14 protein-coding genes are annotated in these 16,915 nt (G+C 69.7%); 4 read left to right on the top strand and 10 right to left on the bottom strand.

What is annotated here, in order from left to right:
* Positions 1-46 precede the first annotated feature (46 nt).
* The gene (locus GV068_RS11250) at positions 47-1,270 is read left to right on the top strand and encodes an MFS transporter (RefSeq protein WP_159697429.1); all 1,224 of its coding nucleotides are present in this window, start codon (positions 47-49) and stop codon (positions 1,268-1,270) included.
* Here GV068_RS11250 and GV068_RS11245 read toward each other — a convergent pair.
* The 3 genes from GV068_RS11245 to GV068_RS11235 form a co-directional block, all read right to left on the bottom strand.
* A complete protein-coding gene (locus GV068_RS11245; RefSeq protein ID WP_159697427.1) occupies positions 1,251-2,108 on the bottom strand; it encodes a hypothetical protein in 858 nt (285 codons plus the stop codon). The genes GV068_RS11250 and GV068_RS11245 overlap by 20 nt on opposite strands.
* Positions 2,109-2,169: 61 nt before the next feature.
* Positions 2,170-2,538: a hypothetical protein gene (locus GV068_RS11240; protein ID WP_159697426.1), complete on the bottom strand. Its 369-nt coding sequence runs from the start codon at positions 2,536-2,538 to the stop codon at positions 2,170-2,172.
* Positions 2,539-2,565: 27 nt separating this feature from the next.
* On the bottom strand, positions 2,566-2,952 hold the full coding sequence (locus GV068_RS11235) for a hypothetical protein (RefSeq protein ID WP_159697424.1): 387 nt from the start codon (positions 2,950-2,952) through the stop codon (positions 2,566-2,568).
* Positions 2,953-3,138: 186 nt separating this feature from the next.
* On the opposite strand from GV068_RS11235, the gene GV068_RS11230 reads away from it, so the two are divergent.
* Both GV068_RS11230 and GV068_RS11225 read left to right on the top strand, forming a co-directional pair.
* On the top strand, positions 3,139-6,900 hold the full coding sequence (locus tag GV068_RS11230; protein ID WP_159697422.1) for a PAS domain S-box protein: 3,762 nt from the start codon (positions 3,139-3,141) through the stop codon (positions 6,898-6,900).
* An 89-nt stretch (positions 6,901-6,989) separates the two neighbouring features.
* The gene (locus tag GV068_RS11225; protein WP_159697420.1) at positions 6,990-7,388 is read left to right on the top strand and encodes a VOC family protein; all 399 of its coding nucleotides are present in this window, start codon (positions 6,990-6,992) and stop codon (positions 7,386-7,388) included.
* Between the two features lie 19 nt (positions 7,389-7,407).
* Here GV068_RS11225 and GV068_RS11220 read toward each other — a convergent pair whose 3' ends face one another.
* The 6 genes from GV068_RS11220 to GV068_RS11195 form a co-directional block, all read right to left on the bottom strand.
* Positions 7,408-7,821: a hypothetical protein gene (locus GV068_RS11220; RefSeq protein ID WP_159697418.1), complete on the bottom strand. Its 414-nt coding sequence runs from the start codon at positions 7,819-7,821 to the stop codon at positions 7,408-7,410.
* A 4-nt stretch (positions 7,822-7,825) separates the two neighbouring features.
* Complete coding sequence (locus tag GV068_RS11215; RefSeq protein ID WP_159697416.1) at positions 7,826-8,653, bottom strand: hypothetical protein; 828 nt, start codon at positions 8,651-8,653, stop codon at positions 7,826-7,828.
* Positions 8,654-8,741: 88 nt separating this feature from the next.
* The gene (locus tag GV068_RS11210; protein ID WP_159697414.1) at positions 8,742-9,875 is read right to left on the bottom strand and encodes an acyltransferase; all 1,134 of its coding nucleotides are present in this window, start codon (positions 9,873-9,875) and stop codon (positions 8,742-8,744) included.
* Complete coding sequence (locus GV068_RS11205) at positions 9,872-12,688, bottom strand: PAS domain S-box protein (protein ID WP_159697412.1); 2,817 nt, start codon at positions 12,686-12,688, stop codon at positions 9,872-9,874. Before GV068_RS11205 ends, GV068_RS11210 begins: the two co-directional genes overlap by 4 nt.
* Positions 12,689-12,782: 94 nt before the next feature.
* A complete protein-coding gene (locus GV068_RS11200) occupies positions 12,783-13,238 on the bottom strand; it encodes a MarR family winged helix-turn-helix transcriptional regulator (RefSeq protein WP_159697410.1) in 456 nt (151 codons plus the stop codon).
* Positions 13,239-13,279: 41 nt separating this feature from the next.
* On the bottom strand, positions 13,280-13,675 hold the full coding sequence (locus GV068_RS11195; RefSeq protein ID WP_159697408.1) for an MAPEG family protein: 396 nt from the start codon (positions 13,673-13,675) through the stop codon (positions 13,280-13,282).
* A 126-nt stretch (positions 13,676-13,801) separates the two neighbouring features.
* On the opposite strand from GV068_RS11195, the gene GV068_RS11190 reads away from it, so the two are divergent.
* On the top strand, positions 13,802-15,679 hold the full coding sequence (locus GV068_RS11190) for a glycosyltransferase (protein ID WP_159697406.1): 1,878 nt from the start codon (positions 13,802-13,804) through the stop codon (positions 15,677-15,679).
* Positions 15,680-15,692: 13 nt separating this feature from the next.
* Here GV068_RS11190 and GV068_RS11185 read toward each other — a convergent pair whose 3' ends face one another.
* Positions 15,693-16,913, bottom strand: a complete 1,221-nt coding sequence (locus tag GV068_RS11185; RefSeq protein ID WP_159697404.1) for a metal-dependent hydrolase — start codon at positions 16,911-16,913, stop codon at positions 15,693-15,695.
* Positions 16,914-16,915 lie beyond the last annotated feature (2 nt).

Raw genomic sequence — 16,915 nt, 5'->3', positions numbered from 1 at the left:
ACGCCGCAACTTTGCTTACACTGGCTTTTTCGATAAGGACAACGGGATGGACACAGAGAACAACAGCTTCAAGCGCGATGCGCGGGTGATCGGCCTGGTCGGCCTGGCGCACGGCACCTCGCACTTCTACCACCTGATCCTGGCGGCCCTGATCCCCTGGCTGAAGCCGGCCTTCGGCCTGAGCTATACCGAGCTCGGTCTCCTGATGACCGTCTTTTTCGTGGTCTCCGGCGTGGGCCAGGCCCTGGCCGGCTTCGTGGTCGACCGCTTCGGCGCGCGCACCGTGCTGTTTTCCGGGATCGCGATGCTGGGCGTGTCGGCACTGGTGCTCTCCGGCGCCGGCAGCTACGGGGGACTGGTGCTGGGCGCGCTGCTGGCAGGCGTCGGCAATGCGGTGTTCCATCCGGCCGACTACACGCTGCTGAACCAGCGCGTCTCGCGCGAGCGGCTGGCGCACGGCTTCTCGGTGCACGGCATCAGCGGCAACATCGGCTGGGCCGCGTCGCCGATCTTCCTGACCACGATCGCCGCCGCCCACGGCTGGCGCACCGCGCTACTGTGCGCTGCGGCCCTGCCGGTGGCGGTGCTGGCGCTCTTGGCGCTGAACCGCCACGTCCTGTATCCGGATCCGCCGCTGCGCCAGGCCGCCGGCGCGCAGGGCAACACCCTGGCTTTCCTGAAACTGCGTGCGGTCTGGCTGTGTTTCGGCTTCTTCCTCCTGACCGCGGTGGCGCTGGGCGCGATCCAGAGCTTCGCCACGATCAGCCTGGAGTCGCTGTACGGGATCTCGCATGCGCTGGCCACCAGTTCCTATACCGCCTACATGCTGGCCTCGGCGCTGGGCATGGTGGCGGGCGGTTTCCTCGGCGCCGGATCGAAGCACCACGACCGCACCGTGGCCCTGGCCTTCTCGGCGGCGGCGCTGCTGGCGCTGGTGCTGGCAGCGGGCGCCGGACCATCGTGGATGGCGTTGCCACTGATGGGCCTGATCGGCCTGTGCTCGGGCGTGGCCGGGCCGTCGCGCGACCTGATGATCCGCGCTGCCGCGCCGCAGGGCGCGACCGGGCGCGTGTACGGCGTGGTGTATTCGGGCCTGGACAGCGGGCTGGCGATCGGCCCGCTGCTGTTCGGCCTGGTGATGGATGCGGGGCGTCCCGGCTGGGTATTTGCCGGCGTAGCGCTGTTCCAGGCGCTGGCGATTGCCACCGCAGTGGGCGTGGGCGGCAGCACCCGGGCGCGCCAGGCCGGTATCAAGGGCCAGGCGGCGTAGCAGGGATGCCGAGCGCCGGCAGGGCCGGCGTCGTGGTGCCGAGTTCGACGACGTGGGTGTAGGGGCCGCGTCCCCGGTCACGGGTGCGCGAGATGACGGGCACCGCGACCGTCGGCCCTTCGATGTCGCCGTCATGCACCCGGCAGTCGGGCGCGCAGCCGAAGAAGGCGCCACGCGACAGCGGGCTGCCGATCGAGGCCGGACCGAGGTCGCGCAGCAGCATGCCCATCGGCGTGTCCACGCCCTTGGGCAGGCCGGCCAGGTGCCCGGGCGAGAGCGGCGCCAGGCGGGTGTGTCCGTTCCCGGCCAGCGCGATCACCACCATTTCCGGCGCCGTCATCGAGGCGCTGCGGATGCGGGCCGCCATGTGTTCGTCGCGGGTGCCCGCCGCGCCTTGCGGCTTGTCGATCGCGATCAGTTCCAGCGGCAATCCCTGAATGCGCCAGCGGCGCGCCTGTTCGATCAGGGCCAGCACCGCAATGCTCGAGCGGCCGTCGCGTACCTTTTCCCAGAAGCGCGAACCGGAGGTGAGAGCACTGCGCGCGGCGTCGTTGCCAAGCGAGGCCATGTAGGCCGTCAGGCGCGCCTGCTCGTCTTGGGGAATTTCGAGCGCCAGCGTCACCGGCCGGCCGCCGTCGAGCGCTGCGCAGGCCAGGCGCGCGACCAGCGCCGGATACTCGCGGGTGCCATGGATTTCTCCGACCAGGATGATGCGCGCGCTGCGCGCCAGCCCTTGCGGGTCGTTCAGCGCTCCGCAGCCGTCCGGCACGGCCGCCGTGGCGCCCAGCGGCGCCAGGCCGATGAGCAGGCCGCTCCACAGGTTCAGGAATCTGCGCATACATCCTCCCTCGTGACGTGATGATCGGAAGGGAAGTGTAGCGCGACAGCTGAGCGAAAATCTATCCGATTGTCATGTTCGACGCTGCTTGCGGGACCTCCGGTGGCGCCGCCGCGACCAGTTCGCGCGCATCGCGCATCACCGTCAGGATGGTGCGCACGCAGGCCAGGGTCGGCACGCCGGACTGGGCATCGGCCCCCTTGGCATAGGCGCGCGCGATGCGCGTCGCGACCGGCGCGCCGCCCGGCACCTGTTCGCGGTACAGGCGGATCAGCGTGACCACCGTTTCGTGCAGCACGTGCTGCGCGGCGCGTGTGATGTTGCGTCCATTGCCGGGCTCGCGTATGGAGTCGGCGACGATCTGTTCGAGCTGGCGTTCGGCCCTGCCGATGAGCATGGCGACCTGGCCGGATGTGAACGTGATGCGCATGCGTCTACCTCGTCTTCCGTGATGTTGTCATGCCGCCTCCTTGGCGCAGGCGAGCGCGGCGGATGCGTGCCTGGGCATGATGCGCGACGGCCGTACCCGCGGCGGCGGCGGGGGCGGGGCGAACGGCCGGATCTGGGTCAGGGGGCCGGAGAAGGGCGGCACCGTGTCGTCGATCTCCCGTCCGTCTTCCTTCACGTCCCCTGCCAGATAGTGGGCAATCGCGATTCTGACAAGCGTACGGTTGGTGAGTTCGGCGGACAGGCCTACTTTCCGGCTGTGATACAGGTAAGTGGCCGTCGCGCCGTCCGGCCCGGTGATCTCGACTTTCTTCGGCAGCGAAAAGCCGTAGCGTCCGCTGGCCCAGAGCTTGACCAGGCAGTCGCCGCAGGATGGAGTAGAAAAGCTGAAGTTCATGTGCAAATGCTAATCCCGGCTGAGCGACTGCACGATTCGAAATTGTTCCAAACCGTAACGGACGAAACTTTCGTTTCCTGTTGTCACAGCTAAGCTTTCATTTTGTTAAATCCTTGCCTGGGCTATACTGTCCGCCACTCAACCCGAACGAGCAAGGCCATGCTATCTGCCGATTGCGACAAGTTGATGTCCGTCCCGGCAGCCTTCCTTTCAGGCGGCGGCGAGATGGGCACGCTGATGCGCGCCCATGACTGGCGCACCACGCCGCTGGGCGAGCCGGCGGGCTGGCCGACCGCCCTCAAGACCACGCTGCGCCTGCTCCTGACCTCGAACCATCCGATGTTCATCTGGTGGGGCCCGGAACTCATCCAGTTCTACAACGACGCCTATCGCGCCACGATGGACGCGCAGCGCCACCCGGCGGCGCTGGGACAGTGCGGGCGCGAGTGCTGGCGCGACACCTGGCCGATCATCGGGCCGCAAATCGAGCAAGTGATGCGCGGTGAAGGCGCGACCTGGCACGAGCACCACCTGGTGCCGCTGGTGCGCGACGGGGTGCTGAGCGACGCCTGGTGGACCTATGGCTTCAGCCCGATCGAGGACGAAAGCGGCGTACGCGGCGTGCTGGTCCTGTGCAACGACGTGACGGAAGAACACCGCAACCGCAGCGCGCTGCGGGCCCTGAACCGGTCGCTCGAGGAAGAAGTCGCGCATCGCCGCCACGCCCAGTCCGAGCTGGCCGCCGCCAAGATGCGCAGCGACGTGGCGCTGGCCGTTTCCGAACACCAGCTCGAGCGCCAGCTCGGCGACTGGCAGCAGCTGCACGCGATGAGCGAGCGCCTGCTCGAAGCGCAGGGGCTGCCCGAGCAGTTCGACATCGTGCTGCGCACCATCACCAGCCTGCACGGCTGCCCGCAGGGTGTGATTTCGCTGTTCGACGCCGCCGCCGGCGGCCTGAAGACCCAGGCCAGCCAGGGCATCGGCGAGACAGGCCTGGCCGCGCTGAGCTGCGTGCCGCCCGGCGCAGGCGCCTGCGGTACGGCGTTCGCCGAAAGGCGCCGCGTCGTGGTCGCCGATACCGCCACCGATCCCCTGTATGCCGGCTACCGCGATTTCGCGCAGGCGCACGGAATCAGGTCGCTGTACAGCACCCCCTTCTTCAGCAGCGATGGCGCTGTGCTGGGCGTGATCAGCGTGTATTTCGGCGAGCGTCGCGTGCCGGACGAGCGCGAGATCCAGCTCACCGACATCTGCGCGCGCCAGATCGCGCCGCTGGTCGAGCGCGAACGCACCCAGGCGCGCCTGCGCCTGGAGCAGGAACGCAGCCACCACATCCTGCAGACCCTGCAGGATGGCTTCCTGCTGATGGACCGCGATTTCCGCGTTCTGCAGATCAATGCCGCGGGCCTGGCCATGGAAGGGCGGCCGGCCAGCGAGATCGTCGGCCGCATCCACTGGGACGCCTGGCCCGGGTCCGAACAACAGGAAGCCGGCCGCCTGTACCAGCGCGTGATGCGCGAGCGCGTCGCGGCCAGCATGCCGCTGGCCTACGAACACCAGGGCCACCAGCGCTGGTTCAGCGTGCACGCCTATCCCTACGACGAGGGCGTGGCCGTGCTGTACCGCGACATTACCCAGCAGCGCGAGACCGAGCGCGAGCTGCTGGAACTCGGCCGCCGGTCCGAGCAGCGCCGCCGTCTCTACGAGACCTTCCTTTCGAACACGCCCGACCTGGCCTATGTGTTCGACCGGCAGCACCGCTTCACCTACGCCAACGAGGTCCTGCTGCGGATGTGGGGCCGCAGCTGGGAAGACGCGATCGGCAAGACCTGCCTGGAACTGGGCTACGAGCCCTGGCACGCCGAGATGCATGGCCGCGAGATCGAGGAGGTCAAGGCGACCCGGGCGCCGATCAAGGGCGTGGTGCCCTTCAACGGGGCCTTCGGCCGGCGCATGTACGAATACATCTTCGTGCCCGTGATCGGGCCGGACGGCGAGGTCGAGGCGGTGGCCGGCACCACGCGCGACATCACCGAACGCGTGCAGTCGGAACAGGCGATCCGCGAAAACGAGGAACGCTTCCGTTCGCTGATCGTCGCCACCACCCAAATGGTCTGGCACTGCGGACCGGACGGCGCGATGCAAACCGACTCCCCCACCTGGCGCGCCTACACCGGGCAGACCTTCGAGGAATGGAAGGACTTCGGCTGGGCCGACGCCATCCATCCGGACGACCGCGCGGCCGTGCTGGCCCACTGGGAGCACTGCGTCGCCGAGCGCCAGCCCTACGAGCACGAGCAGCGCCTGCGCCGGGCGGACGGCCAGTACCGCTGGAACGTGGCGCGCGCGGTGCCGATCGTCGGCCAGGATGGCGCGGTGCGCGAATGGGTCGGCACCACCACCGACGTCCACGACCGCCGCCAGGCCGAGCTGGAACGCCAGCGCTTCGTGACGCTGGCCGAGCGCAGCGAAGACTTCATCGGCATGGCCGGGCTCGACCTGAAAGTCTTCTTCCTGAATCCGGCCGCGGTGCGCATGGTCGGCGCAAGCTCGCTGGAAGAAGCCCTGGGCACGCCGGTGGCAGATTTCTTCTTCCCCGAAGACCGCGCATTCATCCGCGACGAGTTCCTGCCGCGCGTCGCGCGCGACGGCCATAGCGAGACCGAAGTGCGGATGCGGCACTTCCGCACGGGCGACGCCATCTGGATGATCTATACCGTCTACGTGATCCGCGACCAGCACGGTGAAGTGGAAGGCTATGCCACGGTCAGCCGCAACATCACCGAGCGCAAGCTGGCCGAGGAGCGCCTGCGCCAGGCCACGGTGGAGCTCAGCGATGCGAACAACCGCAAGACCCGCTTCCTCGCCACGCTGGCGCATGAGCTGCGCAACCCGCTGGCGCCGCTGCGCACCGGCCTCGACCTGATGCAGCTGCCGGGCAGCAGCCCGCAGGTCCTGGAGCGGGCGCGCACGATGATGGATCGCCAGCTGCGCCAGATGGTGCACCTGATCGACGACCTGATGGACATCGCCCGCATCGACAGCGGCAAGATCGAACTCAAGCGCGAGCGGGTGACGCTGCGGCAGGTGGTCACCATCGCCATCGAAGGCATGATGCCGATGATGGAAGCGGCCAAGCACCGGCTCGAGGTCGAGGTGCCCGACGAGACCATCTGGCTGGAGGCCGATCCGACCCGGCTGGCGCAGGTGCTGACCAATCTGCTCACCAACGCCTGCAAGTACACGCCGCCCGGTGGCGTGGTGAGCTTGTCGGGCAGCGTGGAAGCCGGCGAGGTGCTGGTGGCGGTGCGCGACACCGGCATGGGCATTCCACCCGATGCGCTGGAAAGCGTGTTCGACATGTTCAGCCAGGTGTCGCAGAACATCGGGCGCGCCCAGGGCGGGCTCGGGATCGGCCTGGCGCTGGTGCGGAGCCTGGTGCAGATGCACGGCGGATCGATCGTGGCCGCAAGTAGCGGGGTCGGGCTGGGCAGCACCTTCACCCTGCGCCTGCCGCTGGCGGCGCGGCAGGGCGACGATGCCGCGGCGCCGGCCGAGGCTCCGGCGGCGGCCGGCCCGGCGGCGGGCTTGCGCATCCTGGTGGCGGACGACAACGTCGATGCCGCCACCATGCTGGCCGCCGTGCTCGACGCACGCGGCCACCGGGTGACCCTGGCGCATGACGGACGCGCCGCGCTGGCGCTGGCGGAGCAGGGGAATTTCGAGCTCCTGATCCTGGACGTCGGCATGCCGGGCCTGTCCGGCTACGAGCTGGCGCGCGAAGTGCGCAAGCTGCCGCACCTGGACAAGGCGCTGCTGGCGGCCCACACCGGCTGGGGCGCGGAGCATGACCGCAGCGAGGCGCACGCGGCCGGTTTCGACGCCCACCTCACCAAGCCGGCGGGCCTGGACGAGATCGATGCGCTGCTGGGACGGCTGGTGCCTTAGTTTTTTTGTGGAATGTCGAATTCACGGGGCCGCGTTCGTCGTGGGGATGCAGCACCTGTCAATCCACCCCCTTCCGACATGAGGACTTCATGAACAAGCAGATCATCTTCAACCTGGCCGTCAAGGACCTGGAGAAATCCAAAGCCTTCTTCAGCGCGCTGGGCTTTCGCAGCAATCCGCAATACAGCAACGAGCAGGCCGCCTTCATGGACGTCGTCGAGGGCAGCATCCATGTGATGCTGATGACCGAGGACTTTTTCCGCTCGCTCACCGGCAAGCCGGTGGTGCAGGCGAAAGAAGCCAACGAGGCCATCATCTGCCTGAGCTGCGAGAGCCGCGAGGAAGTGGACAGCCTGATCGCGAAGGCGACCGCCGCCGGCGCGCGCATCCCGCACCCGCCCGAAGACCACGGCTTCATGTACGACCAGGGTTTCGAGGACCTCGACGGCCACCTGTGGAACCTGGTCTGGACGGCGCCCCAGGCGTGAGCGGGGCGGCCGGCTTCCCTCAATAGATCCAGTGGACCCCGAACAGCCGTTCGAGCGCGTTCCCGAGAACGAACCATGCAACCGGGACGAAGGCGGCCGCCAGGAAAATGGCAGCCGCCGCAATGCCATACCAGGGCTGAGCGCGCGCGAAGTAACGTTTGCTGCATGCCTGGCCGGCGACAACGGCCAGCGCGGCGCTGCCGAGGAACTGGGCAAGCAGCAGCACGAACGGGTGCACCGGCTGCAGCGAGGCCAGCGAGAAGGTCAGCGTCATCGCCGCAAGGTTAATGAGGATGGCCCCGGCCAGCAGGGCGATGACTGCCGGGAACCGCGCCGGCGCCTGGCGCACGGCCGGGATGCCGACGCCGGCGGCGCGCGCCATGAAGGTCGCGAGCATCAGCCACGAGGCCACGAAGATCAGTAATCCGTACATGGGCTTACTCTCCAGCCAGCGCCGGCGGCGAGGCAGTGGTGGCGCCGACGTAGAACACGCCGTCGAACTGCGGCGAGGGCGGGGCCAGCGAGAAGGCAGCGGCCGGCGCCGGATCGACGCGATTGATGTCCCAGGCAGTGGCGCCGCAGGAGGCCGGCGCGCCGCCGCGGCACACCCAGGCGCTGCCGCCGGCCGTCCCCACGGTGAGGCTGAGCGGGCGCTGGTCAGCCAGCAGGTAGACCGTCGACTCGTAGTGTGGGTTGAAGCGGTTGCCCCGGGTGCGCACCGCATGCAGGGCGCCGACCAGGACCACCAGTTGGCGGCCCGCTCCCTGGCGCAGTTCGGCGCGCAGGCGTTCGGCCATGGCGGCGTCGCGCCGCGCCGGCGCCGTCTCGGCGTCGATCGCCACCAGGCGGATGTCGGCGCCGCCCGCGCGCAGGGCGCGCACCTGCCCGATCATGCGCAGCATGTCGATGCTGGTGCGGCCGTCCTGCCGCTCGCGCGTCCACATGGCGCCGGCGGTGAGGCGTGCGAGGTCTTGCGGCGTGCCCTGGCTCGCCAGGAAGGCATCCAACGCTTCCTGCTCCTTCGATGGCAGTTCGAGCGCCAGCGTGACGGGGCGCTGCTGCCGGGCGGCGGCGCACAGGTAGGCGGCGACGAAGGCCGGTACTTCACGGGTGCCGTGGACGTCGCCCAGCACCAGCAAAGGAGCCTTGCTGACGGCGTCCGGTACGGCGTCGAGGGCGGTGCAGGCAGGAAGCGCTGCCTGGGCGGGCAGCGCGGCGAACAGGGTGGCGGCAAGCAGCGAAGCGAGGGTGCGGTGAATCGGCACGGAGATCCCAGGTAGGGCCGGACGAGCCGGCGGAAGCGCCAGCATAGTGCCTCGCGCCGCCGGCGGCAATGCCTGGTGCATGTAGCGCCTAGGCCTGCTTCGCGCCGGCGGCGTCCGGACGCTTCCGGGCGAGCGCCCGGTCGATGGCGCGGCGCAGGGCCGGTTCGCCGTAGCGCGCGATCAGGAAGGCGACCAGGCCGATGAGCACCATGGCGGCCAGCAGGCTCGCCCCTGGTCCCAGGCCCTGCACCCCGGCCGCGTGCAGCACCGCGGCGCCGAGGATTTCGTGGATCAGGTAGTAGGGGTAGGTGACCAGCCCGAGGATGCGCACCCAGCGTGCGACGCCGGCCGGCGGTACCCACGCGCGCGCATGCCGCAGTGAGAGGAAAATGACGCCGGCGAGCACGGCGAAGATCGCCATCGCGCCGCTCACCAGGAAGCCCAGGCCGAGCGGCCCCTGCGGTCCGGGCGCGTAGCTGCCGACGATCTGCGAGGCGCGCGCGAACATCTCCAGCCCGGCGCCGGTGAAGGCCAGCGCCAGCAGCGCGCGGTCGGCGCCGGCGAGCCGGCCCTGGCTGTTCAGCAGCCAGAAATACATGCCGATCGCGAAATACACCCCGTGGCGCAGCAGGAACATGTTCTTCGGACCGTAGCCGAACTCGAACCAGCCCAGCTCGAAGCCGACGATGCGGGAGCAGAACAGCAGCACGCAATACGGCGCGCTGGCCAGCACCAGCAGGCGCGCGACCAGCGCGAAGCGCCGCACGCCGCCGCCGATCACGGCCAGCAGGATCAGGCCATAGAAGGCCAGTTCGATCGGCAGGGTCCAGTAGGCGCTGGTCAGGAAGGTGGTGCCGGCCAAAACCAGGGAGAACCACAGCGCCCGCGGCGTCGGATCGACCCAGACGCCGGCCGCGCCGAACACGCCGAGGGGCAGGGCCAGGAGCAGCCCGAAGTTGACCAGCGCCGCCAGCCAGGCTGCCGGGTACAGGCGCAGGAAGCGGCTTTTGAGGAAGTGCAGCGGCTTCGCCTGCGCCGCGGAATTGGCGATGACAACGCCGGAAATCACGAAGAACACCTGGACCCCGATCCAGCCGAAGGGCATGCTTGTGACCATCGCCGCGTTATGCCAGCTCAGGTGGAACACGCATACCATCAGGGTGCACAGGAAGCGGACCAGGTCCAGCCCGTACACGTACGACGAAGTGCGGACGTCGTTCATGCGCCTGGTCGCGGCGCCGGCGCGCGTTCGATGACCCCCACCAGGGCGGCCAGGTCGACCGGCTTGACGAAGTGGTGGTCGAAGCCGGCGCTGCGGGCCAGCACCCGATCGTGGGCTTGGCCATAGCCGGTGAGGGCGATCAGGGTGGCGCCGGCGCTCGCGCCGTCCTCACGCAGCCGGCGCGCCAGCGCATAGCCATCCATGTCGGGCAGGCCGATGTCGAGGATGAAGACCTCGGGCGGCGCCGCCTGCGCCTGCGCCAGCCCGGAGCGGGCGTCGTGGGCGGTGGCGACCTCGTGCCCGAGCGAGCGCAGCACCTCGGCCAGCGACAGGGCGGCGTCGACGTTGTCGTCGACCACCAGCATGCGGCGGCTGGCCCGTGCGGCGCCAGGCGCCGCCGCCAGCGTGTCTCCCGTCGCGGCGCCGTCGGGCGCATCGACGTCGAGCACCGGCAGCGTGACCGTGAAGGTGCTGCCCATGCCCAGCCCCTCGCTGTGGGCGGCGGCCCGGCCGCCGTGCAGCTGCACCAGGCTCTGGACCAGCGCCAGGCCCAGTCCGAGGCCGCCCTGCGAACGGTCGGGCGTGCGTTCGGCCTGGGTGAACAGTTCGAACACGTGCGGCAGCATGCCGCGGTCGATGCCGATGCCGTTGTCGCGCACGGCGATCGTCACGCCCTCGTCACCCGTCTCGACCGACAGCGCAATGGTGCCGCCCTGGGCGGTGTACTTGGCCGCGTTGTTGAGCAGGTTGACCAGCACCTGCACCAGCCGGATGCGGTCGCCGTGCACCCAGCAGCGTCCGGGCGCCATGTGCTGGTCAAGCACGTGGCCGCGCGCTTCGATCAGCGGGCGCGCCTGTTCCACCGCGCTGGCCACCACCGACTTGATGTCGACCCGCTCGCGCTCCAGCTCCACCAGCCCGCGCGTGACGCGCGAAACGTCCAGCAGGTCGTCCACAAGGGAAGTCATGTGGCGGACCTGGCGGATGATCACTTCGCTCGACTGGCGCACCCGCTGCGGGTCGTGCGTGGCCATGGCCAGCAGCTGGGCCGCGTTGCTGATCGGCGCCAGCGGATTGCGCAGCTCGTGCGCCAGCATGGCCAGGAACTCGTCCTTGCGGCGCGCCTGCTCGCGCAGTTCGTCCTCGCCGGCCTTCTTGTCGTGGATGTCGGTCAGGGTGCCCATCCACCGCGTGGCGCGCCCAAGGGCGTCGTGCGACGGGAGCGCGCGGTTCAGCATCCAGCGGTATTCGCCGCTGTGGTGGACAAGCCGGTGCTCGATCTCGTAGGGCGCGCCGGTATCCAGGCTCGCGCGCCAGGCTGCGAACAGCGCCTGCAGGTCGTCGGGATGGACGATGTCGACCCAGCCGTTGCCGCCTATTTTCTCGATGTCGATGCCGGTGAACTCGGTCCAGCGCGCGTTCAGGTAGTCGTTGATGCCGCCGGCATTGGCAGACCATACCAGCTGCGGGATGGCGTCGGCAATCAGTCGGAACTTGATCTCGCTTTCCTGCATCGCCCGTTCGGCTTCCACCTGGGCGGTGATGTCCATGTTGGCCGCCACCGCGCCTACCATCCCGCCGTCGCCGTCGCGGATGGCGGCGGCGCGCACCAGGATCGTACGCCGGGTCCCCGGCGCGTCGAAGGGCTCGATCTCGAACACGCCGCTCGCCTGCTCCTGGCCGCCCAGTACACGCGCGAGCGGCCATTCGTGCGCCAGCAAGCGCTCTCCTTCGCGCTCGGTGCCGGCCGGCCACCAGCCTTTCCACTCGGCGTACTCGTCGACCTCGGAGGGCATCGGGTGCGCGCCCCAGATACGGCGGTTGGCGGCGTTCGCCAGCTGCAGCTGGCCGGCCGTGTCGGCGTAGACGATGCCGACCGGCGCGGCGTCGAGCAGCACGTCGAGGCGGCGCGCGCTTTCGTCGGCGCGGCGTTCGCTGTCGATGCGGGCCTGTTCGGCGCGCTTGCGCTCGGTGATGTCGACCGCGATGCCGGCGAAACGGCGGCCGCCCGTGTCCGGATTGGCGAATACCTTGCCGCGCGCGTTGACCCAGACGTCCACGCCGGAGCGCTGCGGGATCCGGTATTCGATGTCGTACAGGGTCTCGGTGAGGATTGCGTGGTCGATCGCCTCGAGCACGGCGGAACGGTCGTCGGGATGGATCATGTCGGTGAAGCGCACCAGCTCGGTGCCTTCGCGCGCCAGCGCGGCATCGACCTGGAACAGGCGGGCGAAGCGCTCGTCCACATAGGTGGCGGCGGTGTCGAGGTCGTACGACCAGGTGCCGATGTTGCCGGAGGCTTCCAGCGACAGGGCGAGCCGTTCCTCGGCTTCCTTGTGTTGCGCCAGGGCCCGCAGCTTGTCGCTCACCTCCATCACGGTGCACAGCACCCCGCACACCACGCCGGTGTCGTCGCGCACCGGGCTGTAGGAGAAGGTAAACCAGGCCTGCTCGCGGTAGCCGTGGCGTTCCAGCGTGGTAGCGTAGTTCTCGAAGAAGAAGGACTCGCCCTGCAGCACGCGCAGGGCATATGGACCGACCGATTCCCAGACCTCGTCCCAGACCTCGGCCAGCGGCCGCCCGAGTGCATCCGCCGCCTTGTTGCCGAGCAGGGGCACGTAGGCGTCGTTGAAGAACAGCTCGAGACGCGGGCCCCAGGCCAGGAAGGTGGGGAAGGAGGAACCGAGGATTACACCGAGCGCCGTGCGCAGAGCGGCAGGCCAATCGGCGATCGGCCCGAGCGGATGCGAATTCCAGTCGTGTGCGTGGATGCGGGCGCCGGTGGCGCCACCGTTCGACAGGAAGGCTAGCATGGGTTGGGTCGGGGGCACGGCGGTCCAGGCAGGGCGAAACCGCCGATTCTACTGAAAAACACAAGCGTGCGCGCTGTGCCGTGCCCGTGCGGGGTCACGACGCGTCGCCGGCGTCGTGCAGGCCGCTGGCGACCACTGCGCGCATCGTGGCCAGCAGCTGGGCTCCGCGTTCGGCGCCGAACTGCTGGTCGAATGCGGCCTGGGCGCGGCGCCAGGCCGGGAGGATGGCTTCGACCTTGGCGCTGCCGGCGTCCGTGAGCTCGATCACGCGCTCGCGCCGGTCCTGCTCGCTGGGACGGACCTGGACCAGCTGCTCGCGCACCAGCGGCTGCAGGTTGCGCGCCAGCGTGGTGCGGTCCATCACCATGCTCTGCGCCAGCTGGGTGACGGTGGCGGCGCGCGGCTTCAGGCGGCTCAGGATCGCGAACTGGGTCACGCGCAGGCCGGAGCCGGACAGCATCTGGTCATAGAAGGAGGTGACATAGCGCGAGGCCTGGCGCAGCGACGAGCAGTAGCAGGCGGTGTCGGGGAGGGGCAGGTCGGATTCCATGTCGCGAGTATAGCCTGCGCCGCCGCCTGCCGCTCGCGCGCTCAGGGCAGCAGGATCGCCGCCAGCACCAGCCCCAGCCCCACCAGCGAGACCGTCCATACGAGGCTGCGCACCACCGGGATCCCGGCCGCATACAGCGGCAGGTAGACGATGCGCGCGCCCAGGTACAGCCAGGCGCCCCACAGCGTCAGCGCGCCGTCGCGCCCGGCCACGTGGGCGACCAGCACGCCGGCGGCGAACAGCGGCAGGGTCTCGAACAGATTGGCTTGCGCCCGCTGCAGGCGCGCAGTCACCGGACGCGGCGGCGGTGCTGCGCCGTCGCGCGCGCTCATGTTGTAGGCGATGCCGGTTTCCTGGTTGCGGAACATGGCCGGCAGCAGGATCTGCACCAGCGCCAGCACCAGGGTCCAGCCGAGTATCGTCAGTTCGGTCGTCATGCGTGCTCTCCTCGAGTTCGTTTGCTTGGTCACGGCATCATACGCCCACGCACTCATGAGCTGCCGCAAACCCGCGGCGGCGCCAGCTTTTAAGCTGGCCGCATCGAGTACCAGAGCGCCGCCATCATGTCCAGCCAGTCTCCCCCGGCGCCGCGCGTCAGCGTGGTGATGCCCACCTTCGAGCAGGCCGCCTTCATCGGGCGCGCCCTCGACAGCCTGCGCACGCAGGACTATGGCGATTGGGAACTCGTCATCGTCGACGACGGCTCGCGCGACGGCAGCGCCGCCGTGCTGGCGCCCTGGCTGGTCGATCCGCGCGTGCGCTACCTGCGCTTCGACAGCAATGGCGGCCTGGGCCGCGCCATCAATGCCGGACTGGATGCGGCGCGCGGCGAACTGGTGGCCTACCTGCCGAGCGACGACTTGTGGTTCGCCGGGCACCTGGCGCGGCTGGTCGACTGCCTCGACCGGCACCCAAGCGCGGTGCTGGCCTACGCCGGCGTGCGCTACCACTACAATCGCAGCGCGTCCGGCCTCATCCCGGGCGAGTGCCTGCAACTGGTCCAGTGCCTGCACCGGCGCGTCGACCTGCGCTGGCGCGAGCGCGCGGAACTCGAAAGCGACGACCTCGAACGGCTGTTCTGGGGCGCGCTGCGCGAGCGCGGCGCCTTCGTTGAAACGGGCGTGGTCAGTTGCGAGTGGGTCGACCATCCGGCCCAGCGCCACAAGCGCATGCGCGAGCCCGCCGGCGGCATCAACCCTTTCCGCCAGCACTACCGGGTGAGCGGGCCGCTGCGCTTCCACACCACCACCGGCAACGCGATCGACGAGGAGCGGCTGTATGCGGGTGCCACCATCCCGGCCGCGGCCCGGGATGCAGGGCGCGGACTGAAGATCGTGCTGGCCGGCGAGCTGGCCTACAACGCCGACCGCGTGCTGGCGCTGGAAGCCGCGGGGCACCGGCTGTACGGGCTGTGGACGCCCACCCCGGCCTGGTTCAACACGGTCGGCCCGCTGCCCTTCGGGCACGTCGAAGACCTGCCGCGCCAGGGCTGGCGCGCAGCGCTGGCCCGTATCGAGCCCGACCTGATCTATGCCCAGCTCAACTGGCAAGCGGTGCCCTTCGCGCATGAGGTGATGACCCAGGCCCCGGACATCCCCTTCGTCTGGCATTTCAAGGAAGGCCCCTTCATCTGCATCGAGAAGGGCAGCTGGCCGCAACTGGCCGAGCTGGTGCGGCTGGCCGACGGCTGCATCTATAGCAGTCGGGAAGCGCGCGACTGGTTCGCGACGGCGCTGCCGGGCATGCCGGCCACTCGGCTGGAACACGTGCTCGATGGCGACCTGCCGCGCCGCGCCTGGTTCCTGCGCGAGCGCGCGCCGCTGCTGTCCGCCGCCACCGGGCAGGTGCACACGGTGGTGCCGGGACGCCCGATCGGGCTGCATCCGCCCATGGTGGCCGAACTGGCGCGCCATGGCATTCACCTGCATTTCTATGGCGACTTCACGCAGGGACAATGGCGCGAATGGATAGACAAGGTGCGCATCCTCGCGCCCGAGCACCTGCACCTGCACCCCAACGTCGATCCGGACCGCTGGGTGCAGGAATTCTCCCAGTACGACGCCGGCTGGCTGCACGTGTTCAGAAGCGGCAATGGCGGCGACATCCGGCGCGCCGACTGGGACGACCTGAACCTGCCGGCGCGCGTCGCGACCCTGGCCGCGGCGGGGCTGCCGATGATCCAGTTCGATAACCGTGGCGCCATCGTGGCGGCGCAGGCGCTGGCGCGGCGCCTCGGCATCGGGCTGTTCTTCGACAGCATCGACGGCCTCGCGCAGCAGCTGCACGACGTCGAGCACATGGCGGCGCTGCGCGAACGGGTGTGGCAGGTGCGCGACGGGTTCTGCTTCGACCTGCACGTGCCGGCGCTGGTGGACTTCTTCGAACGCGTCATCGCCGGCTGCGGCAAGCCGATGCGGCCACCGGCGCGGCGCGTACCCTAGCGCTTGTGGGCGGCTATTTCCAGCCCAGCAGGTCGGCGCGTGGATAGCCCCAGGCCGCCAGCGGCGCCGGGCAGGGCGCGAGCGCGCGCGCCGCATACGGCAGGGTCGAGAAGTTCGGCTGGCCGGGTGCGCCGAAGCGCAGGTCAGTGGCCACGCCGTCTGACAATGACGGCACGCGCGCAAAGCGCAGCCAAGCATCGACACTGCAGTTGCTGCGCTGCAGCTCTCGCAAAGCCGCCAGGCTGCGGGTTTCGGCATATTTCCATGCCAGCGCCCTTGCCGGGTTGCCGGGCTCGCCGCCGAAGCGGGCCGGGCAGCTCGAGACCGGCGTCAGGCCGGGCGCCAGGCTGAGCACGCCAATGCGCACGCTGTAGCTGTCCGCGGCCGGGCCGGTACTGACGGTGGCGAAGGACCAGCACAGTGGATTGGCCGGGAAGGAAGACAAGGGAATGTCGAGCACGCTGCTGCCGGGCGCGGCCTGGGCCAGCGCGGCCCGGATCTCGCCGCGGGCGACGTGGCCGGCCACGGCCTGGATGCCGACAAAGCCGGCGCAGGCCAGCAGGGCCGCCGCCAAGCCGGCACGCGCGCCCAGCCGGCGCCCGGCCGCGCTCACCGCCAGCGCCACCGCGGCCAGGCCGGCGAGTGTGCCCCACTGCAGGAAGCCGAGCCAGGTGAACAGCACCGGCATCACCGCAAAAAAGCCCAGACCAAGCCAGCGCAGCGCTCGGCTGCGCGCGAGCGGCGCCAGCGCGAAGCCGAGCGCGGTCCAGAACACCGGCTCCACGATGAACACCAGGTCGCCGTACAGCCAGCGCGCGTCGAATGGCGCGAAGGGATGGACCCCGTACACGTTCAGGGCGTCGAAAGACAGGTGCAGCACCATGCCGAGCAGGGCGGTGCCGATGATCGCCCGGCGTGCTCCGCGGTCTTCGCGCAGCAGCCGGCGCGCGCCGGGCCACAGCAGCCAGGTCAGCGCCAGCAGCAGGGCCACCTGGGGCAGCGCATAGAGCAGGGTGTGGGTATGGCCGCGGTGGTGGATCAGGTAGCCGAGCGGCGCCGGCAGCAGCGGCGTCAGCACCAGGTCCAGGTCGGGAAAATTACTGGCCAGCAGGCCGGTGAGCAGCAGGGCGCGGCGCCGGGTGCGGCCCCGGGCCGGGTCAAGAGGCGCGGGCAGGGCGCGCTCGACCAGTTCTCCAAGGGCCAGGCCGACCAGCGAATGGGTGATGTTATCCATCG

This window comes from Massilia sp. 9I, from assembly GCF_902506415.1.
Taxonomy (GTDB): domain Bacteria; phylum Pseudomonadota; class Gammaproteobacteria; order Burkholderiales; family Burkholderiaceae_D; genus Telluria.
This window is presented reverse-complemented; position numbering and strand designations above follow the sequence as displayed.

Excerpts from the sequence above, each read along its gene's own strand:
- GV068_RS11210 (WP_159697414.1), bottom strand. The coding sequence starts at position 9,875 with ATGAACGACGTCCGCACTTCGTCGTACGTGTACGGGCTGGACCTGGTC.
- GV068_RS11200 (WP_159697410.1), bottom strand. The coding sequence starts at position 13,238 with ATGGAATCCGACCTGCCCCTCCCCGACACCGCCTGCTACTGCTCGTCG.
- GV068_RS11225 (WP_159697420.1), top strand. The coding sequence starts at position 6,990 with ATGAACAAGCAGATCATCTTCAACCTGGCCGTCAAGGACCTGGAGAAA.
- GV068_RS11190 (WP_159697406.1), top strand. The coding sequence starts at position 13,802 with ATGTCCAGCCAGTCTCCCCCGGCGCCGCGCGTCAGCGTGGTGATGCCC.
- GV068_RS11250 (WP_159697429.1), top strand. The coding sequence starts at position 47 with ATGGACACAGAGAACAACAGCTTCAAGCGCGATGCGCGGGTGATCGGC.
- GV068_RS11240 (WP_159697426.1), bottom strand. The coding sequence starts at position 2,538 with ATGCGCATCACGTTCACATCCGGCCAGGTCGCCATGCTCATCGGCAGG.
- GV068_RS11220 (WP_159697418.1), bottom strand. The coding sequence starts at position 7,821 with ATGTACGGATTACTGATCTTCGTGGCCTCGTGGCTGATGCTCGCGACC.
- GV068_RS11205 (WP_159697412.1), bottom strand. The coding sequence starts at position 12,688 with ATGCTAGCCTTCCTGTCGAACGGTGGCGCCACCGGCGCCCGCATCCAC.
- GV068_RS11245 (WP_159697427.1), bottom strand. The coding sequence starts at position 2,108 with ATGCGCAGATTCCTGAACCTGTGGAGCGGCCTGCTCATCGGCCTGGCG.
- GV068_RS11185 (WP_159697404.1), bottom strand. The coding sequence starts at position 16,913 with ATGGATAACATCACCCATTCGCTGGTCGGCCTGGCCCTTGGAGAACTG.
- GV068_RS11235 (WP_159697424.1), bottom strand. The coding sequence starts at position 2,952 with ATGAACTTCAGCTTTTCTACTCCATCCTGCGGCGACTGCCTGGTCAAG.
- GV068_RS11195 (WP_159697408.1), bottom strand. The coding sequence starts at position 13,675 with ATGACGACCGAACTGACGATACTCGGCTGGACCCTGGTGCTGGCGCTG.
- GV068_RS11230 (WP_159697422.1), top strand. The coding sequence starts at position 3,139 with ATGTCCGTCCCGGCAGCCTTCCTTTCAGGCGGCGGCGAGATGGGCACG.